Raw genomic sequence first — 17,463 nt, 5'->3', positions numbered from 1 at the left:
GTCGGGTGTTGCACGATAGGTGAGCAACGACCGACGAGATTGTTCATCGGTGACGACCAGAGGAGGAAGGCGATGACCCCGACCCTCACGCCGCCGCCCGAGACGGTGGCTCCCCCAGCCGCCGATGAACGGTGCGACCGCTGCAACGCTGCCGGCAAGCTCCGTATCACTCTGGCGGGCGGGAGCGAGCTGGTGTTCTGTGGGCACCACGCGAACAAGTACGCGGAGGATCTCGTGAAGATCACCGTGCGCTTCGCGACGGACCCCGAGTTCAGCTGGCGTGGCGCCGATCTGATGGCGAACTGACCGCAGAAGTCCGCATACCGACCACAAGCCGGCCGGAGGCGCCCCACGGGCCCCTCCGGCCGGCTTGACCGTTTCGAACCTCCGTCACAGGGTCTGGACGGTGGCGATCCGCTCCTCCAGTTGTTCGATCGTGGCCTGCGCGCTGGGCGGGCCGCCGCAGAGGCGGCGCAGCTCGGCATGGATCTTGCCGTGCGGCAGACCGGTCCGGTGGTGCCGCGCGGCCACGAGGGCGTTCAGCTGCCGCCGTAGCGCCACCCGGCGCTGGGCGGCGCTCATGGGCTGAGGTGGGGCCGCCGTGGCGGCAGGGGCCGGCTCAGCGGCCCGCTCGGTGGCCCTGCGGCGCTGGGCCGCCAGCTGCTCGGCCTGCCGCTTGGTGAGCAGCAGGGAGACCTGGTCGGCGGTGAGCAGACCGGGCAGCCCCAGGTATTCCTCCTCCTCGGGCGTGCCGGCCTGGGCGGCGGTGCCGAAGGACGCGCCGTCGAAGATCACCTGGTCCAGCTCGGCCGTGGCGGACAGGGCCGCGAACCGCTTCTCCAGCTCCCCGCTGGCCTGGTCGTCGCGCTGGGCGCGCTCCAGCAGGTCGTCGTCGAACCCCTCGCGGTCCTTCGGCTTGCCGAGCACGTGGTCCCGCTCGGCCTCCATCTCGCTGGCCAGCCCGAGCAGGTGCGGGACGCTGGGCAGGAACACCGACGCGGTCTCCCCCGGGCGGCGGGCCCGGACGAACCGGCCGATGGCCTGGGCGAAATAGAGCGGGGTGCTGGCGCTGGTCGCGTAGACGCCGACCGCCAGGCGGGGGATGTCGACGCCCTCGGAGACCATCCGGACCGCCACCAGCCAGCGCTGCTCGGACGCCGCGAACGTCGCGATCCGGGCGGACGCGCCCTGGTCGTCGGAGAGGACCACCGCAGCCTTCTCGCCCGTGAGCCGCTCGATCAGCTTCGCGTACGAGCGGGCGGTCTGCTGGTCGCTGGCGATGATCAGCCCGCCGGCGTCGGGCATCCCCGCGTTGCGCAGCACGGTCAGCCGGGCGTCGGCGGCCCGCAGGACCTGCGGCATCCAGTCGCCGGCCGGGTCCAGGGCGGTACGCCACGCCTGGGCGACGAGGTCCTGCGTCATCGGCTCGCCCAGCCGGGCGGCCAGCTCGTCCCCGGCGTTCGTCCGCCACCGGGTCTCCCCGGAGTACGCCAGGAACAGCACCGGCCGGACCACGTTGTCGCGCAGCGCGTCGGCGTAGCCGTAGACGGCGTCGGCGCGGGAGCGCAGCAGGCCGTCGCCGCCGCGCTCGTAGGTGACGAACGGGATCGGGTTGTCGTCCGAGCGGAACGGGGTGCCGGTGAGCATCAGCCGGCGCACGGCGGGCTCGAACGCCGCCTTCACCCCGTCGCCCCAGGTGCGGGAGTCGCCGGCGTGGTGGATCTCGTCGAGGATGACCAGGGTGCGCCGGGTCATGGTGCGCCGCCGGTGCACCTGCGGCGCCATGCCCACCTGGGCATAGGTGACCACCGCGCCGTGGAAGTCGGCGGAGGAGTGCAGGTCGGCGTTGCGGAACGCCGCGTCGAGCTGGATGCCGACCCGGGCCGCCGCCTGCGCCCACTGGGTCTTCAGGTGCTCGGTGGGTGCGACCACGGTGACCGCCTCGACGGTGCCGTCGGCGAGCAGCTCGGCGGCGATCCGCAGGGCGAAGGTGGTCTTGCCGGCCCCCGGGGTGGCGACCGCGGTGAAGTCGTCGGTGCGTCGCCGCAGGTACTCCACCAGCGCCTTGCGCTGCCAGGCACGCAGGGGCGGGAACGTCTCGAGCGCCGGCGTCCGGGCTGCCACGCGTCAGGCTCCTCTCCGACCGCGCGACGGCGGGCCCCGGTCGAGGGCCACGGGTGCCGCCGCCCATGAAAAGGCCCTCGCGCATCGGGTGCCGCGAAGGCCGGATCAGCATAACCAGCGCGGGCCGGCGGGCCCAGGCGACGCCACGCTGGTCACATCGACACCGCCCGCCACCACCACGACCGGCGATCCGGCGCTCACCCTGGGTCAGCGCCGACCGTCGTCACGAGGCGGGTCCCCGGGTGCCGGTGCGGGGCGGGCGCAGCGCGGCCACCGGGGCGGACCAGCGCCGCCGCAGTGACACCAGGCGCAGCGCGAAGACGAACACCGCCGCGGCGGTCAACCCGGCGGCGTCGGCCCGCCCGAACGCGTCGAGCAGCGCCACGGCGACCGCCCCGGCGAGGGCCGCCACCGCGTAGATCTCCCGGCGCAGCACCACGGGGATCTCGCCGGTGAGCAGGTCCCGGCCGAGCCCGCCGCCGATGGCGGTGAGCATGCCGAGCAGGCACGCGCCGACGGCCGGCACGCCGGCGTCGAGCGCCTTGAGGGTGCCGGTGACGGTGAACAGCCCGAGGCCGGCGGCGTCGAGCACCAGCACGGTGGTGCGCAGCCGGGCGAGCCTGGGGTGCAGCCAGAAGGTGGCGGCGGCGGTGAGCGCGGCCGTGGCCGCGTACCGCCAGTCGGCGAAGGCCAGCGGCGGCACCTCGTTGATCACCAGGTCGCGGAGGATCCCGCCGCCGAGCGCGGCGACGAAGCCGACGAACACGACGCCGAACAGGTCGAGGCGCTTGGCCACCGCCGCGGAGGCCCCGGAGGCGGCGAAGACGGCCACCCCGGCCAGGTCGGCCAGGAGCAGGGCGGTGGAGGTGGTCACCGCCGAAGGTTACGTGGGCGGCCGGAGGGGCCGCCCGTGGTCACTCGCCCCAGGAGTCGTAGATCTCCTTGCACTTCGGGCAGACCGGTGAGCCCGGCTTGGCGGCCTTGGTCACCGGGAACTTCTCCCCGCACAGCGCGACGACGAAGGTGCCCATGACGGCACTCTCGGCGATCTTGTCCTTACGGACGTAGTGGAACATCTCGGGACCGGTGTCGGCATCCTGCAGGTCCGGACGTTCGAGAACCTGTGTGTTCACTTCTGCACCTCCGACTTTCCAGTCTGGCAGGTCGACCTGGCCGGGTCCACCGTAGGCCGCCCCTTCCCGGCCCGTACCGTAACGGACGTGAACAGCTTCCACACCCGCCTCGGCGTCGAGGTGGCCGCCGCCCTGCGCGACCGGCGTCCGGTCGTCGCACTGGAGAGCACCATCGTCTCGCACGGCCTGCCCCGGCCCGACAACCTGCGGGTGGCCCGCGAGATCGAGCAGGCCGTCCGCGCCGCCGGGGCGGTCCCGGCGACCATCGGCATGGTCGCCGGTCAGCTCGTGGTGGGCCTCGACGACGCGGAGCTGACCCGGCTCGCGACCGTCGACGGGGTGAGCAAGCTCTCGGTGCGCGACCTCGCGATCGCCGCCGCGGCCGGCGCGGACGGGGCCACCACGGTCGCCGCCACCAGCGCGGTGGCCGCCGCCGCCGGGATCGGGGTCTTCGCCACCGGCGGGCTGGGCGGGGTGCACCGGGAGGCCGCGACGACCTTCGACGAGTCGGCCGACCTGGGCACCCTGGCGCGCACGCCGATCGCCGTGGTCTGCGCCGGGGTCAAGTCGATCCTCGACGTCGGGGCCACCCTGGAGCGGCTGGAGACCCTCGGCGTCGCCGTGGTCGGCTACCGCACCCGCCGGTTCCCCGGCTTCTATCTCACCGACGCCGGCTTCGACCTGGACTGGTCGGTCGACTCGCCCGCGCAGGTCGCCGACGTGCTGGCGGCACGGGACGCCCACGGGGTGCACGGCGGCGGGCTGATCGTGGCCAACCCGCTGCCGGCCGACGAGCAGCTCGACCCGGCCCTGCACGACCAGACGCTCGCCGAGGGCCTCGCCCTGCTGGAGCGCGACGGGGTGACCGGCAAGGCCGTGACGCCGTACCTGCTCGCGCACTTCCACTCCGCCACCGAGGGCGCGAGCCTCGCCGTGAACGTGCGGATCATCCTGCGCAACGCCGACCTCGCCGCCCGGATCGCGGTCGCCGCCACCGACCGCGCCGCCGCCACCGACCGCGCCGCCGCATGACCGCTGCGCGCCACCCGGCCGGGCCGGGCCGGGTCGTCGTCGTGGGCGACCTGATCACCGACGTCGTCGCGGTGCTGGGCGGGCCGCTGGCCACCGGCTCCGACACCCCGGCCACGATCCGGGTCACCGGCGGCGGGCAGGCCGCCAACACCGCCGCCTGGCTCGCCGCCCAGGGCGTGCCGGTGACCATGGTCGGCGCCGTCGGCGACGACGACGCGGGCCGCGACCGGGTCGCCGAGCTGGAGCGGGCCGGCGTGGACTGCGCCGTCGAGCGGCACGCCGGGCACACCACGGGCACGGTGATCGTGCTCACCGGCGGCGACGAGCGCACGATGGTGACCGAGCGGGGGGCGAACCTGCGGCTGGGCGCCGGGCACGTCGACGCCGCCCTCGCCGCAGCGCCCGACGCGCGGCACCTGCACCTGTCCGCGTATCCCCTGCTGGACGCCTCCTCGCGCGGCGCCGGGCTGCGCGCGCTGGCCGCGGCGCGCGAGCGCGGGCTCACCACCAGCGTCGACGCGGCGTCCGCGGCGCCGCTGCGGCGGGTCGGCGCGGCGGCCTTCCTGACCTGGGTACGCGACGTCGACCTGCTCCTGGTCAACGCCGACGAGGCGGCCGTGCTGGCCGGCGGGCTGGACCCGGCGGCGCAGGCGCGGGCGCTGACGGCGACGGCCCGGCGGGTGGTGGTGAAGCGCGGCGCGGCCGGGGCGGTGTGGGCGGACCGGACGGCGACGGTCAGCGTGGCGCCGACCCGGCGGGTGGTCGTGGCCGACGTCACCGGGGCCGGGGACGCCTTCGCGGCCGGGCTGCTGTCGGCGTGGCTGGCCGGGGCCGGGCCCCGGGCGGCGCTGGACCGGGCCGGCGACCTGGGCGCGCTGGCCGTGTCGAGCATCGGCGCGCGCCCGACGGCCTGACCGACGGCCCGGCCTGCGGGGCCCGGTGGCGCTACCGGCGCGCGCGCCGGCCACCCGGAGGCCGGTCGGGCTTGTCAGGGCTCGGCGTCGATGACCTTGTGCGGGCGCTCCTCGGCGGCGAGGCTCATCGGCGCGGCCGGGTCGGTGTGCCGGGGCTGGAACCGGTTGGCCAACCGGTGCTTCTCCTTCGGCGGCCGGTCGTTGGCCAGCAGCACCGCCAGCCACGGGATGAGCACCATCCCGAGGCCGCACAGCGGCAGCCAGAGCCAGAGCATGGGCGCCTGCGCGCCGACCAGGATCGCGCCGACGATCACGCAGGCCACCCGGACGCCCATCATCACGACGTAGCGGCGCTGCCGGCTGGTGAGCTGGTCGTCCTGGCTGCGGGCCGCGTCGGTGATCAGGATCGGCTGGTACGCCTGACGCTTCACCACGAACCTCCAAGAGGGATCGCCCCCATCCTGTCACCCCGGGGCGTTGATCGGTTCGTCGCGGGGCGTTGATCAGCGAAATCGACCCGCCCCGGCTCGTGTTACGCCCGTGGTACGCTCCGCTCGTGGGCAGCCGGTTCAGCTTCACCGACGAGGCGTTGGCCAACCTGCGGGTCTACGACGTCTCGCCCGGCGAGGTCTGGGAGGCGCTGCACAGCCCGCGGCGGGTCATCCGGCACCTGGGCGACGACGTGATGGTCGTCTACGCCGCCGCCCGCCACGGCCGGCGGCTGGCCGTGCTGCTCGCCGAGGCCGACGGCGCCGACAACGACTGGGACGTGCTCTCCGCCCGGGAGCTGACCGACGCCGAGGCCAAGCGCTACGACGAGGCCGTCCGCCGGTTTCCCGACGACGACGCCGGCCGCAGATTCCGCCGATGAGGAGGCGTGGCGATGAACCGTAACGACGCGACCAAGCAGTTCCACGGCGGTGGCGACCCGCTCGCCGAGCTGATCGACGCCGGCGCGCCGGTGGAGCTGCCCACCCCCGACACCGACGTGCCGATGGTCAGCCGCTCGGTGCGGCTGCCGTTGGAGACCTACGAGCGGGTGCGGGCCGCCGCCGACGCCCGGGGCATCGGGGTGACCACGCTGATGCGGCAGTGGATCGAGGCCGGCCTGGCCGAGCTGGACGACTCGGCGACGGTCTCCCTCGCCGACGTGCGGCGGGCCCTCGCCGCCCTCTCCCGGCCCACCGCCGCCTGAGCCCCGGCCCCTCACCCTTCCGCCACCTGGGGGTGGGCCGGGCCGGGCCGGTCCAGCGGAGATGCGGGCCGCTCGACCGGGCGGCCCCACGACCGTGCCATGTCGCGCACGGCGATCGCCGCCAGCACGGCGGCGGCCGATGCGAGCGCAACCACCGGCGACATGCGCAGCGCCACCGGGGCCAGCGCGACCAGCGCCAGCACCCCGGCCAGCCGGGAGCGGGAGACCCGGCCGAAGATCTCGTACTCGAAGCGGGCCCGGGCGGCCAGGAACAGGGCGGGACCGCCCATGACGAAGACGGGCCACACCGGCTCCATCCGGGCGTAGGGATGGTCGATGACCAACTCGTAGCCGACGCCCGTGACCAGCACGCCGGCCACGATCACCAGGTGGGTCCAGCTCGCCGACTCACCCAGCAGCCCCGGCGACCGGGCCACCCGGATCGCCTCGGTCAGCAGGTGCCCGGCCCGGTGGAAGTAGATCCGCCAGAACAGCGCCGTAACCAGGAACGAGAGGGCGAACGCCGCGAACCCGGTCGCGGCGAAACCGCTGTTGCTGAACGTGAACCCGATGACGAGGATGGTCTCGCCCAGGGCGATCAGGAAGATCTGCTGGTACCGCTCGGCCAGGTGCTCGCCCATCACGGCCCAGCCGGAGACCCGCGTCGGCCCGAGGCGCGGCACCGGCCAGCCGAGCGCCAACCCCGCGTAGTCCCAGGCCAGCGCGGCGGTCCAGCACACCGCCCGGAGGGCCGGCTGCGGCACCAGGGCACCGGCGAGCCAGGGCACCGCGCCGGCCGCGAACCAGGCCATGATGCGCATCGTCACCCTCCGGCGGGGGTGCCGGCGCAGCGCCACGGTGACCAGGAGCGGCCGGCCGATCTGGATCGCCAGGTACGCACAGACGAAGGGCAGCGCCCGCTCGGCGAAGGCGCGGGGCAGGGCGACGGCCATCACCATGCTGCCGAACATCGTGGCCACCACGACGAACTGGATGATCCCGCGCTCCGGCTCGTAGCGGCTGGTGACCCAGGCCGTGAGGGTCCAGACCAGCCAGAGCGCGAGGAACAGCAGCACGGTCTGCGCGACCTCGCTCCACACGTCCCGGCCGGGGGACGTCACCTCGTCGATGATCCGCTGCGACACCCGGGTCAGCGCGAAGACGAACACCAGATCGAAGAAGAGCTCCAGGAAGCTGGCCCGGGGCGAGCTCACCGCGCCCCGCAGCAGTGCCGCGCCCCGCTGGTCCTCCGTCATCGTCCACCCGTCGCCGCCGCCCGACGGGCTCAACGAGCCCGGCCGGCGCGGGTTGCGTCAGCCCTTCGCGGCCTTCGCCTCCGCCTTCATCCGCTGCTTGTGCTCGCGCACCCGGCGCAGCGAGTCCGCGTCGGCCACGTCGGCCACCGACCGGTACGCGTCGGCGTCGCCGTAGCCGCCGGCCGCCTCCCGCCAGCCGGCCGGGGTGACGCCGTACCGCTTGCCGAGCAGCGCGACGAGGATCTGCGCCTTCTGCCGGCCGAACCCGGGCAGCTCGGTGATCCGGCGCAGCAGCTCCCGCCCGTCGGCGACGTCGGCCCAGAGCCGGGCGGCGTCGCCGTCGTACCGGTCGACCAGCACCCGGCACACCTCCTGCGTCCGGGCGGCCATCGCCTTCGGGAACCGGTGCAGGGCGGGCGGCTCGGCGAACACCGCCACCAGCGCGTCCGGGTCGTACCCGGCCAGCTCGCGGGCGTTCGGCTCGTGCCCGAGGCGCTGCGCCAGCACGTACGGCGAGGAGAACGCCTTCTCCATCGGGATCTGCTGGTCGAGCGTCATCCCCAGCAGCAGGGCCAGCGGGCTGCGCTCCAGCAGCCGGTTTGCCTCGGGGTCGATGGGCAGCGAGAACGTCATGCCGTCCATCCTGCCGCCCCGCCGCGACGCCACGACGCCGACTCCCCGGGCGCGGGCCACCCGACGGTCCCGCCGGCTCGCGCCCGGGAAGTCGGATTCCGGGGCGGCGGTGACGCCTGCCGCCACGGCGGCAGGCAGGATGGCGACGTGGACGAACACGACATGCTGCTCTCCCCCGCCGGCGTCGAGGCGCTCCGCACGGCACTGTCCCGCGCCGCGTACACCTCGAACGGCATCGCCGACCGGCTCGGACCGCAGGCGACCGGCGGGATCGCCCGCAACGACTTCCGGGCGGCCCTGCGCGCCACCGCCGACCGCGACCCGCTGGCCACCCTCATCCGGGTGTTCATCTGCGACCAGACCGAGCCGGAGGCCGCGGTGGCCGCCGCGCTCGCCCCGCTGACCGTGGCCGAGGCGCTGGCCGGGGGCCTGGTCGAGCGGCACGGCGACGGGCTGCGCGCGGGCGTCGACCTGGAGCCGTACGCCGACGACTGGTGGGTCCTCGCCGACCTGCCGGTCAGCTCCCGGCCGGGCCGGCCGCTGCACGCCGAGCACGTGCTCGGCATCGGCGGGGCGACCCAGACGCTGATCGGAGCGGCCGTGCGCCGGCCGGTGGAGACCGCGCTCGACCTGGGCACCGGCTCCGGGGTGCAGGCGCTGCACCTGGCCACCCACGCCCGCCGGGTCACCGCCACCGACGTCTCCGAGCGGGCGCTGCGCTTCGCCGCCACCACCGCCGCGCTCAACGGCCAGGACTGGGAGCTGCTGCGCGGGGACCTGGTCGCCCCGGTCGCCGGGCGCCGGTTCGACCTGGTGGTCAGCAACCCGCCGTTCGTGGTCGGCCCCGGCACCACCACCCACGTGTACCGGGACTCGGGCCGGGTCGGCGACGCGATCGGCGCGGAGCTGGCCGCCGCCGCGCCCGGCCTGCTCACCGAGGGCGGCACCATGCAGTACCTGGCGAACTGGGTGCACGTCGCCGGGGAGGACTGGGGCGAGCGGGTGGCCGGCTGGTTCGCCGGCACCGGCCTGGACGCCTGGGTCGTCCAGCGGGAGGTCGCCGACCCGATGGCGTACGTCAACCTGTGGCTGACCGACGTCGGCGAGGCCGCCGACCCGCAGCGGGCGGCGGCCTGGCTCGACTGGTTCGACGCGCACAAGGTGGAGGCGGTCGGCTTCGGCATCGTCTCGCTGCGCCGCGGCGGCCACGCCGACCCGGTGGTGCGGGTCGAGGACCTGCGGCAGCGGGTGGAGCCGCCGATGGGCGAGCGGATCGCCGCCTGGTTCGACCGCCAGGACTGGCTCCGGGCACGCGGCGCCGACGGGGTGCTCGACGCGCGCTACCGGGCCGCCGAGGGGCTCCAGCTGCGGCAGGAGGCGACGATGGGCGACGAGGGCTGGGCGGTGGACCGGCAGGTCCTGGCGATGCCGCACGGGCTGCGCTGGACGGAGGAGATCGACCCGCTGGTGCTGGCCCTGGTCGGCGGCGCGGACGGCCGGCTGCCGCTGCGCGACCAGCTCGCCCTGCTCGCCGCCGCGCACGACGTGGCCCCCGAGGAGCTGGCCGAGGCGGCCGGCCCGATCGTGGCGCACCTGGTGGAACGTGGCATCGTCGAGCCGGTGACCGACTGATGCGCGCGCTGAGACAGTTGCGGATGCCGGCGGCGGCGCGGGCGGTGCGCTGATGCGGGCGGTCGTGCAGACCGTCGGCCGGGCCAGCGTCACGGTCGACGGGGAGGTCGTCGGCGCGGTCACCGACGGGCTGCTGGTGCTGCTCGGGGTGACCCACACCGACACCGGTGAGACCGCCCGCACCATGGCCCGCAAGATCCACGAGCTGCGCGTCCTGGACGGCGAGCGCAGCGCGGCGGACACCGGGGCGGGCATCCTGGTGGTCAGCCAGTTCACCCTCTACGGCGACGCCCGCAAGGGCCGCCGCCCGAGCTGGACCGCCGCCGCCCCCGCCGAGGTGGCCGAGCCGCTGGTAGAGGCGGTCGTGGCGGCCCTGCGCGAGCGTGGCGCCCCGGTGCAGACGGGCCGCTTCCGCGCCCACATGCTGGTGGAGAGCGTCAACGTGGGCCCCCGCACCCTCCTCCTGGACCTCTGACACGCCCGGTGATCAAGAGGTTTGCGTCAGCCGCCGCCCGGAACCTGACGCAAACCTCTTGATCACCGAAGAGGTCCCGGGGTCAGAAGAAGAGGCCGCGGCGCTGGATGGACTGGCGGAGCCAGCCGTCGAGCTGGGCGGCCCAGTCGGTGTTGTGCACGGTGGCGTGGTCGACGCTGAACCGGCCGAAGGCGTCCCGCCCCTCGGTGAACACGCCGCCCCGCTTGTCGATCTCCAGCACCACCTGCACCTGCTGCGGGTCGGTGACGAAGGTGACCTCCAGCTGGTTGATCGCCTGGGCGTACTGGGGGGCCGGGTAGAACTCGATCTCCTGGTAGAACGGCAGGTGCTGGCGTACCCCGTAGATGTGGCCCCGCTCGACGTCGGCGCGGGCGAACCGGAAGCCCAGCCGCAGCAGCGCCTCCAGCAGCGCCTCCTGGGCCGGCAGCGGGTGCACCGCCACCGCGTCCAGGTCGCCCTTGTCGACCGCCCGCGCCACCTCCAGCTCCGTACGCAGCCCCATCGTCATCCCGTGCAGGTGCTGCCCGTACAGCTCGGTGAGCGGGGTCTCCCACGGCACGTCGAAGCGGAACGGGACGTCGTAGCGCTGCCCCGGCTCCAGCCGGAACGCCCCGGTCACCTGGCGACGGTGGAACTCCTGGGTGGTCTCGTACTCGCTGTCACCGCTCTCCACCTCGACCCGGGTGACCAGGCCCAGCGCGACGTAGTCGATGTCGACCGCGTGCTCGCCGCCGGCCACGTGCACGACGCCCTCCAACTGACCGCCCGGACGGCAGTTCGGATTGCTCAGCACCGTCTCCACCGACGGACCGCCCACACCCATCGCCTGCATGAGCCGCTTGAAGACCACGACGCCCTCCACCCTCTCGAAGATCGACCGTTGCACGCCCGACCTGCTGATTCGGCCCGAACGGCCGACTGCCGGCACGGTAGCCGGGCCTGGCAAGGTCATACCCCGGTACCCCTATCCGCTGTCGGTTCCCCGATCGCCTCACTCCCGTTTCACGTCCCGGTTGCCAGAGTGTGTGTCACCGGCGCCGCTGGGCCGGCAACGCGGCACAGACGTGGACACGGGGAGAGACAGAGATGGTCCTTCAGATGATCGAGAACCAGATCGGCCCGGCCGTCACCACCGACGCCGAGGCTGCCGCCGACACCCTGACCGACCTCGACGCCACCGACGAGCGCGGCGTCTCCACGGACCTGGTCCGGGCATACCTCAACGGCATCGGGCGCACCAAGCTGCTCACCGCCGAGCAGGAGGTGGTGCTCGCCAAGCGGATCGAGGCCGGGCTGTTCGCCGAGGAGAAGCTGGCCACCTGCACGCCCGTCTCGACGGAGCTGCGCGCCGACCTGGAGATCGTCGTCGCCGAGGGGCGCACGGCCAAGGACCACCTGCTGGAGGCCAACCTGCGCCTCGTCGTCAGCATCGCCAAGCGGTACACCGGCCGGGGCATGGCGTTCCTCGACCTCATCCAGGAGGGCAACCTCGGCCTGATCCGGGCGGTCGAGAAGTTCGACTACACCAAGGGCTTCAAGTTCTCCACGTACGCGACCTGGTGGATCCGGCAGGCGATCACCCGGGCGATGGCCGACCAGGCCCGCACCATCCGCATCCCGGTGCACATGGTCGAGCAGGTCAACCGGATGGTCCGGGCCCGCCGCGAGCTGGCCGTCACGCTGGGCCGCGAGCCCACCGTCGCCGAGGTCGCCCGCGCCATGGACGTCCCCGAGTTCCAGGTCATCGAGCTGATCTCGTACGACCGGGAGCCGGTCAGCCTCGACCAGGCCGTCGGCGAGGACGGCGAGAGCGCCCTGGGCGACTTCGTCGCCGCCGTCGACCCGGCCGCCGAGCCCGGCGCGGCCGCCGCCGACGGCGAGCTGCGCAACGAGGTGCAGATCGTGCTGGCCACCCTGTCCCAGCGGGAGCAGGCCGTGATCCGGCTCCGCTTCGGCCTGGACGACGGCCGGCAGCGCACCCTCGACGAGGTGGGCAAGGAGTTCGGCCTGTCCCGGGAGCGGATCCGGCAGATCGAGAAGGTCACGCTGCTCAAGCTGCGCGCCCCGGAGCGGGCGCAGCGGCTGGAGGCGTACGCCTGCTGAAGCGGCACGCGTAAGGAGGGGCCCCGGCGGTTCGCCGGGGCCCCTCGCGCATGCGGTGCACCGCTGGGCGCGGGCCCAGCGGTGTTAGGAGGGGGCCCTTCCTATACAAAAGGCGTTAACAGGGGGCCCTTCCTTACAGGCGGCGGGGGCCCGTGTCGGGGCGGGCGCCCGCCGCGCCGACGCCCACCGTGGCGTGCAGCACCGAGATGCCGTCGGGGCGGGCCAGCACCGGGTTGAGGGTGAGCGAACGCACCCGGGGCTGCTCGTCGGCGAGCCGCCCCACCCGCAGCAGCAGCTCCGCCAGGGCGGCCCGGTCCACCGGCGCGGCCCCCCGGTGCCCGCGCAGCAGCGGCGCGGCCCGGGGCGCGTCGACCAGCTCGGCGGCGTCGACGTCGGTCAGCGGCACCGCCCGCCACGCCCGGTCGCCGAGCAGCTCGGTGGCGACGCCGCCGAGGCCGAAGCCGACCACCGGCCCGAACGCCGGGTCCTCCACCAGCTCCACCACGCAGGGCACGCCGGGCGGGACCATCGCCTGCACCAGGACGTCCGCGCCGAAGACCGCCGACATCTCCGCGTACGCCCGGCGCACCGCCGCCGCGTCGGCCAGGTCGAGCCGGACCGCGCCGAGGTCGAGGCGGTGCCGCAGCCCGGGGGCGGCGGCCTTCAGCGCCACCGGGCAGCCGAGCGCCCCGGCGGCGGCGACCGCCTCGTCGGCCGACCCGGCGCGCACCGACGGCACCACGTCGATCCCGTACGCGCCCAGCAGCCCCGCCGGGTCGGCCCCGTCGGCGCGCAGCGCGGCGGCCGCGGCGGCGGGGTCGATCCGGGGCAGCTCGGGCAGCGCGCCGGTCGGCCGGCGCAGCCAGTCGGCGTACGCGGCGACCCGGGCCAGGGCCCGCACCGCCTCCTCCACGCTCGGGTACGCCGGCACCCCCGCCGGCGGTCGCCCGGCGAGGAAGGTCGCCACCACCGGCTTGCCGGCGTCGAGCGCGCCGGGCAGGGCGGCGGCGAAGTCGGCCCCGGTGTCGGTGAGCTGGCCGGGCAGCGGCGGGGCGAAGACCGCGACGAGGGCGTCCACGTGCTCGTCGGCGGCGGCCGCGCCGAACGCGGCGGCGAACTCCGCCGCCCCGGCCCGGGGGCCCACGTCGGACGGGTAGCCGGCCGCCACCGTCAGCCCCTGCGCGGCGCAGGCGGTGGCGGCCAGCCCGGTCAGCGCCGAGGAGTTGCCGACCACGGCGACCCGCCGCCCGGCGGGCCGGGGCTGGTGGGCCAGCAGCACGCCGACGTCGAGCAGCTCGGCGACCGTGTCGACCCGGATCACCCCGGACTGGGCGAACAGGGCGTCGACCGCGACCGCGTCGGGGCCGGGCGCGTCGCCGTTCAGGCCGGGCGGGCGGGCCGGGGACGCCAGCGCCACCACCGGCTTGTCCCGGCCGATCCGCCGGGCCAGCCGGGCGAACTTGCGCGGGTTGCCGAACGTCTCCAGGTACAACATGATCACGTCGGTGCCGGGGTCGTCCTGCCAGTATTGGAGCAGGTCGTTGCCGGAGACGTCGGCCCGGTTGCCGGCCGAGACGAAGCTGGACAGGCCGAGGCCCCGCCGGGCCGCCTCGGCCAGCAGCGCCACCCCGAACGCGCCGGACTGGCTGAAGATGCCCACCCGGCCGGGGGCCGGCAGCGCGGGCGCGAGGGTCGCGTTGAGGCGTACCTGCCCGGCGGTGTTGGCCACGCCCAGGCAGTTCGGGCCGACGACCCGCATCCCGGCGGCGTGCGCGGCGCGGACCAGGGCCCGCTGGGCCGCCGCGCCGTCCGCGCCGGCCTCGGCGAAGCCGGCCGAGATCACCACCAGGCCGTGCGCGCCGGCCGCCGCCGCGTCGGCCACCACCGCGCCCACCGACTCCGGGGCCACCGCGACCACCGCCAGGTCGATCGCGTGGCCGGCGTCGACCGCCGACGGGTACGCGGGCAGCCCGGCCACCGTCGCCGCGCCCGGGTGCACCGGCACGATCGGCCCCGGGTAACCGCCGTCGCGCAGGTGCCCGAGCAGGGCCGCGCCGACGCCCTGCCCGGTGGCGCTCGCGCCGTAGACGGCCACGCCCCGGGGGGCCAGCAGCCGGGCGATGGAGCGGGCCTCGGTGCGGTGCTCCCGGCCCCGCTGCACCGCCAGCGTCGCCTCGGTGGGGGCGATCGGGAAGCTCAGGTGCACCACGCCGTCGGCGTACTGGCGTTGGACCTGGTAGCCGAAGTCGGCGAAGACGCGCAGCATCGCCCCGTTGGCCGGGAGCACCTCGGCGACGAAGCGCACGATCCCGACCCGCCGGGCCGCGTCGGCCAGGTGCTCCAGCAGCACCGAGCCGATCCCCCGCCCCTGGTGGGCGTCCTCCACCACGAACGCCACCTCGGCCTCGGGGGCCTGCGGGCCGAGCCGCTCGTAGCGGCCCACGGCGACGATCCGCCCGGCGGCGAGCACCACGAACGCCTCCCGGTCGACGTGGTCGACGTGCACGAAGCGGTTCAGGTCCCGCTCCGGGATGCGCGGGTACGGCGAGAAGTAGCGCAGGTAGCGGGTGCGCTCGGAGAAGCGGGCGTGCATCGCCACGATCCCGGGCGCGTCGTCCGGGCGGATCGGGCGCAGCCCGACGGTGCTGCCGTCGCTGAGCAGCACGTCCACCGGCTGGTCGACTGTGGTCACCGGTTCCGGCCCCTCCCCGGGCGCAGCCCGGTCAGTCCCGCGGGTCGTACGGGTCGAGGCCGAGCAGCGGGAACACCGCCTTGCGGGTCGCCGCGATGGCCCGGTCCACCGGGTTCGGCTCGCCGGTCGGCTGCCACGGCGCGAACGCGGGGTCGGCGTCGTCGGTCATCCGCAGCGGCACCTCCCGGGCGGGGCGGCGGGCGGCGGCCAGCGCACGCCAGCCGGGCGGGGTGAGCGTCGCCGGGTCGATCGGGTCGCCGGTCGCCACCGCGAGCAGGTGGGTCCAGGCGCGGGGCACCACCTCGACGAGGGCGTACCCGCCGCCGCCGGTGGCCACCCAGCGGCCCTCGCACAGCTCGTCGGCAAGCGCCCGCAGCGCCAGGTAGGTGGCGCGCTGCCCGTCGACGCTCAGGTGCAGGTCGGCGAGGGGGTCGATGCGGTGCCCGTCCGCCCCGCACTGGGTCACCAGGAGCTGCGGCCGGAACGCCCGCAGCACCGACGGCACGACCGCGTGGAACGCGCGCAGCCAACCGGCGTCGTCGGCCCCGGGCGGCAGCGGCACGTTCACGGCGCTGCCCGGCGCGCCCGGGCCGCCCGTCTCGTCGGGGAACCCGGTGCCGGGGAACAGGGCGAGCGGGGTCTCGTGCAGGCTGACGGTGAGCACCCGGGGGTCGTCCCAGAAGATGGCCTGCACGCCGTCGCCGTGGTGCACGTCCACGTCGACGTAGGCGATCCGCTCCGCGCCGAGGTCGAGCAGGCGGGCGATGGCCACCGCCGGGTCGTTGTAGACGCAGAACCCGGCGGCGCGGGCCGGCATGGCGTGGTGCAGCCCACCGGCCACGTTGACGGCCCGCCGCGCCTCGCCCCGCCACACCGCCTCGGCGGCGGCCACGGTGGCCCCGGCGACCAGCGCGCTGGACTCGTGCATCCCGTCGAAGACCGGATTGTCCGATGTGCCCAGCCCGAACCCGGCGAAGAGCGGGTCGCGGGGGGCGACGCGGACCGCGTCGAGGTAGCGCGGGTCGTGCACCCGGGTCAGCAGGGCGTCGTCGGCCGGCTCCGGCCGGACCAGCCGCACCCCGGGCCGGCCCAGGACGCCCAGCTCCCCGGCGAGCGCGACGGTCAACTCGACCCGCACCGGGTCGAGCGGATGGTCACCCATGTCGTAGGCGAGCAGCGCCTCGTCCCACACCACCACCGTGTCCTCGGACATGGGGCCATCGTCGCACGGGCCACCGCCGCCGCCCACCACCCGCGCTGCCGCCGTGGCCGGTGTCTCCCTGGTCGGCGGCCCTCCCGGCCGCCGGGCCCCGGCGGTCAGCCGCCGGTGGCGACGGGGCGGGACGGGTCGGCCACCCAGTTGCTCCACGATCCGACGTAGAGGGCGGCGTCCGGGCGGCCCGCCAGGTGCAGGGCGAGCACGGCCTGCGCGGCGGTCACCCCGGACCCGCAGTACGCCCCCACCGGCGCGGCGTCGGCGACCCCGGCGGCGGCGAACCGCTCCCGCAGCGCCGCGCCGGACGGGAAGCGGCCGTCCGGGCCGACGTACTCCCCGGCGGGCAGGTTCACCGCGCCCGGCACGTGCCCGGCCACCGGGTCGACCGGCTCGTGCTCGCCCCGGAAGCGGGCCGCGGCCCGCACGTCGAGCAGCGTCCCGTCGCCGGTGGCGGCGAGCGCGGCGGCCGCGTCGGCGTCGAGCACCGGCAGCCCGCCCGGACGGACGGTCACGTCCCCGGGGGCCGGGGTGGGCACGTCCGTCGACACGGGCAGGCCGGCGGCCACCCAGGCCGGGAAGCCGCCGTGCAGCACCCGGACCGGCCGGTGCCCGGCCCAGCGCAGCGTCCACCAGGCCCGCGCCGCGCCGAGGCCGTCGCCGCCGTCGTACACGACGACGGGATGACCGGCGCGGACCCCGGCGGCCCGCAACGCGGCCTGGAGGGCGGCGGGGTCGGGCAGCGGATGACGGCCGGCCGCGCCGGGCGGCCCGCACAGCGCGGCGTCCAGGTCGACGAAGACCGCGCCCGGCAGGTGACCGGCGGCGTGGTCCTCGCGGCCGGGCGGGCCGGCGAGCCGCCACCGGACGTCGAGCAGGGCGGGCGGGTCGGCGGAGTCGAGCTCCGCCGCGAGCCGGTCGGCCTCGACCAGCGACTCCTCGGTACCGGACATGCCGTCCAGTGAACACCATTCGGGCGGTCACCTCGCGATTCGGCGGCGGACGATCTCCAGCGGCCGGGGTACCATCGACCTCCGGGA

The 17,463-nt window shown here is 75.6% G+C and carries 18 protein-coding genes; 8 read left to right on the top strand and 10 right to left on the bottom strand.

Annotation, left to right across the window (positions count from 1 at the left end; all coding sequences use genetic code 11):
• Positions 1-72 precede the first annotated feature (72 nt).
• On the top strand, positions 73-306 hold the full coding sequence (locus O7628_RS21725; protein WP_074474066.1) for a hypothetical protein: 234 nt from the start codon (positions 73-75) through the stop codon (positions 304-306).
• 84 nt (positions 307-390) lie between these two features.
• Here O7628_RS21725 and O7628_RS21720 read toward each other — a convergent pair whose 3' ends face one another.
• The 3 genes from O7628_RS21720 to O7628_RS21710 form a co-directional block, all read right to left on the bottom strand.
• Positions 391-2,124, bottom strand: a complete 1,734-nt coding sequence (locus tag O7628_RS21720) for a DEAD/DEAH box helicase (RefSeq protein ID WP_178063928.1) — start codon at positions 2,122-2,124, stop codon at positions 391-393.
• Between the two features lie 223 nt (positions 2,125-2,347).
• Positions 2,348-2,998 (bottom strand): TRIC cation channel family protein, encoded by a 651-nt coding sequence (locus O7628_RS21715; protein ID WP_278133173.1) that lies wholly within the window; start codon positions 2,996-2,998, stop codon positions 2,348-2,350.
• Between the two features lie 40 nt (positions 2,999-3,038).
• Positions 3,039-3,257, bottom strand: coding sequence for a DUF3039 domain-containing protein (locus O7628_RS21710; protein WP_278133171.1), 219 nt, complete (start codon positions 3,255-3,257; stop codon positions 3,039-3,041).
• A gap of 87 nt (positions 3,258-3,344) precedes the next feature.
• Here O7628_RS21710 and O7628_RS21705 point away from each other — a divergent pair, with 87 nt between their 5' ends.
• Both O7628_RS21705 and O7628_RS21700 read left to right on the top strand, forming a co-directional pair.
• Positions 3,345-4,289 (top strand): pseudouridine-5'-phosphate glycosidase, encoded by a 945-nt coding sequence (locus O7628_RS21705; protein ID WP_278133169.1) that lies wholly within the window; start codon positions 3,345-3,347, stop codon positions 4,287-4,289.
• A complete protein-coding gene (locus tag O7628_RS21700; protein WP_278133167.1) occupies positions 4,286-5,203 on the top strand; it encodes a PfkB family carbohydrate kinase in 918 nt (305 codons plus the stop codon). Before O7628_RS21705 ends, O7628_RS21700 begins: the two co-directional genes overlap by 4 nt.
• A gap of 74 nt (positions 5,204-5,277) precedes the next feature.
• On the opposite strand, the gene O7628_RS21695 is transcribed toward O7628_RS21700, so the two are convergent.
• Positions 5,278-5,634 (bottom strand): DUF3099 domain-containing protein, encoded by a 357-nt coding sequence (locus O7628_RS21695; protein WP_074473973.1) that lies wholly within the window; start codon positions 5,632-5,634, stop codon positions 5,278-5,280.
• 125 nt (positions 5,635-5,759) lie between these two features.
• Between O7628_RS21695 and O7628_RS21690 the strand changes: the two genes are divergently transcribed.
• Together O7628_RS21690 and O7628_RS21685 are read left to right on the top strand one after the other, a co-directional pair.
• On the top strand, positions 5,760-6,074 hold the full coding sequence (locus tag O7628_RS21690) for a hypothetical protein (RefSeq protein WP_246384501.1): 315 nt from the start codon (positions 5,760-5,762) through the stop codon (positions 6,072-6,074).
• A 12-nt stretch (positions 6,075-6,086) separates the two neighbouring features.
• A complete protein-coding gene (locus tag O7628_RS21685; RefSeq protein WP_074473972.1) occupies positions 6,087-6,398 on the top strand; it encodes a hypothetical protein in 312 nt (103 codons plus the stop codon).
• Between the two features lie 11 nt (positions 6,399-6,409).
• Here O7628_RS21685 and O7628_RS21680 read toward each other — a convergent pair whose 3' ends face one another.
• Together O7628_RS21680 and O7628_RS21675 are read right to left on the bottom strand one after the other, a co-directional pair.
• Positions 6,410-7,654, bottom strand: a complete 1,245-nt coding sequence (locus tag O7628_RS21680) for a low temperature requirement protein A (protein ID WP_278133164.1) — start codon at positions 7,652-7,654, stop codon at positions 6,410-6,412.
• Positions 7,655-7,711: 57 nt separating this feature from the next.
• The gene (locus O7628_RS21675; RefSeq protein ID WP_278136377.1) at positions 7,712-8,296 is read right to left on the bottom strand and encodes an HhH-GPD-type base excision DNA repair protein; all 585 of its coding nucleotides are present in this window, start codon (positions 8,294-8,296) and stop codon (positions 7,712-7,714) included.
• Positions 8,297-8,434: 138 nt separating this feature from the next.
• On the opposite strand from O7628_RS21675, the gene O7628_RS21670 reads away from it, so the two are divergent.
• On the top strand, positions 8,435-9,919 hold the full coding sequence (locus tag O7628_RS21670) for a methyltransferase (protein ID WP_278133162.1): 1,485 nt from the start codon (positions 8,435-8,437) through the stop codon (positions 9,917-9,919).
• A gap of 52 nt (positions 9,920-9,971) precedes the next feature.
• A complete protein-coding gene (gene dtd / locus O7628_RS21665) occupies positions 9,972-10,394 on the top strand; it encodes a D-aminoacyl-tRNA deacylase (protein WP_278133160.1) in 423 nt (140 codons plus the stop codon).
• Positions 10,395-10,476: 82 nt separating this feature from the next.
• Here dtd and O7628_RS21660 read toward each other — a convergent pair whose 3' ends face one another.
• Positions 10,477-11,265 carry a sporulation protein gene (locus O7628_RS21660; protein ID WP_178067186.1) on the bottom strand — a complete coding sequence of 263 codons (789 nt, stop codon included), beginning with the start codon at positions 11,263-11,265 and terminating at the stop codon, positions 10,477-10,479.
• Positions 11,266-11,513: 248 nt separating this feature from the next.
• Between O7628_RS21660 and sigB the strand changes: the two genes are divergently transcribed.
• Positions 11,514-12,518, top strand: coding sequence for an RNA polymerase sigma factor SigB (gene sigB, locus O7628_RS21655; protein ID WP_091277515.1), 1,005 nt, complete (start codon positions 11,514-11,516; stop codon positions 12,516-12,518).
• Positions 12,519-12,651: 133 nt separating this feature from the next.
• Here sigB and O7628_RS21650 read toward each other — a convergent pair whose 3' ends face one another.
• From O7628_RS21650 to O7628_RS21640, 3 genes are all read right to left on the bottom strand, one after another.
• Entirely contained in the window at positions 12,652-15,210 is a 2,559-nt protein-coding gene (locus O7628_RS21650) for a bifunctional GNAT family N-acetyltransferase/acetate--CoA ligase family protein (protein WP_278133157.1), read from the bottom strand.
• A 31-nt stretch (positions 15,211-15,241) separates the two neighbouring features.
• On the bottom strand, positions 15,242-16,423 hold the full coding sequence (locus tag O7628_RS21645; RefSeq protein WP_278133155.1) for an acetoin utilization protein AcuC: 1,182 nt from the start codon (positions 16,421-16,423) through the stop codon (positions 15,242-15,244).
• Between the two features lie 104 nt (positions 16,424-16,527).
• Entirely contained in the window at positions 16,528-17,376 is an 849-nt protein-coding gene (locus tag O7628_RS21640) for a sulfurtransferase (RefSeq protein WP_278133154.1), read from the bottom strand.
• Positions 17,377-17,463 lie beyond the last annotated feature (87 nt).

This window comes from Micromonospora sp. WMMD956, from assembly GCF_029626125.1.
GTDB lineage: Bacteria > Actinomycetota > Actinomycetes > Mycobacteriales > Micromonosporaceae > Micromonospora > Micromonospora carbonacea.
Note: the sequence above shows the minus strand (reverse complement) of the source record. Positions and strands in the feature narration are given on the sequence as shown.

Bases quoted from the DNA above. Each gene is read 5' to 3' on its own strand.
- O7628_RS21725 (WP_074474066.1), top strand. From the start codon at position 73: ATGACCCCGACCCTCACGCCGCCGCCCGAGACGGTGGCTCCCCCAGCC.
- sigB (WP_091277515.1), top strand. From the start codon at position 11,514: ATGATCGAGAACCAGATCGGCCCGGCCGTCACCACCGACGCCGAGGCT.
- dtd (WP_278133160.1), top strand. From the start codon at position 9,972: ATGCGGGCGGTCGTGCAGACCGTCGGCCGGGCCAGCGTCACGGTCGAC.
- O7628_RS21640 (WP_278133154.1), bottom strand. From the start codon at position 17,376: ATGTCCGGTACCGAGGAGTCGCTGGTCGAGGCCGACCGGCTCGCGGCG.
- O7628_RS21675 (WP_278136377.1), bottom strand. From the start codon at position 8,296: ATGGACGGCATGACGTTCTCGCTGCCCATCGACCCCGAGGCAAACCGG.
- O7628_RS21700 (WP_278133167.1), top strand. From the start codon at position 4,286: ATGACCGCTGCGCGCCACCCGGCCGGGCCGGGCCGGGTCGTCGTCGTG.
- O7628_RS21685 (WP_074473972.1), top strand. From the start codon at position 6,087: ATGAACCGTAACGACGCGACCAAGCAGTTCCACGGCGGTGGCGACCCG.
- O7628_RS21680 (WP_278133164.1), bottom strand. From the start codon at position 7,654: ATGACGGAGGACCAGCGGGGCGCGGCACTGCTGCGGGGCGCGGTGAGC.
- O7628_RS21645 (WP_278133155.1), bottom strand. From the start codon at position 16,423: ATGTCCGAGGACACGGTGGTGGTGTGGGACGAGGCGCTGCTCGCCTAC.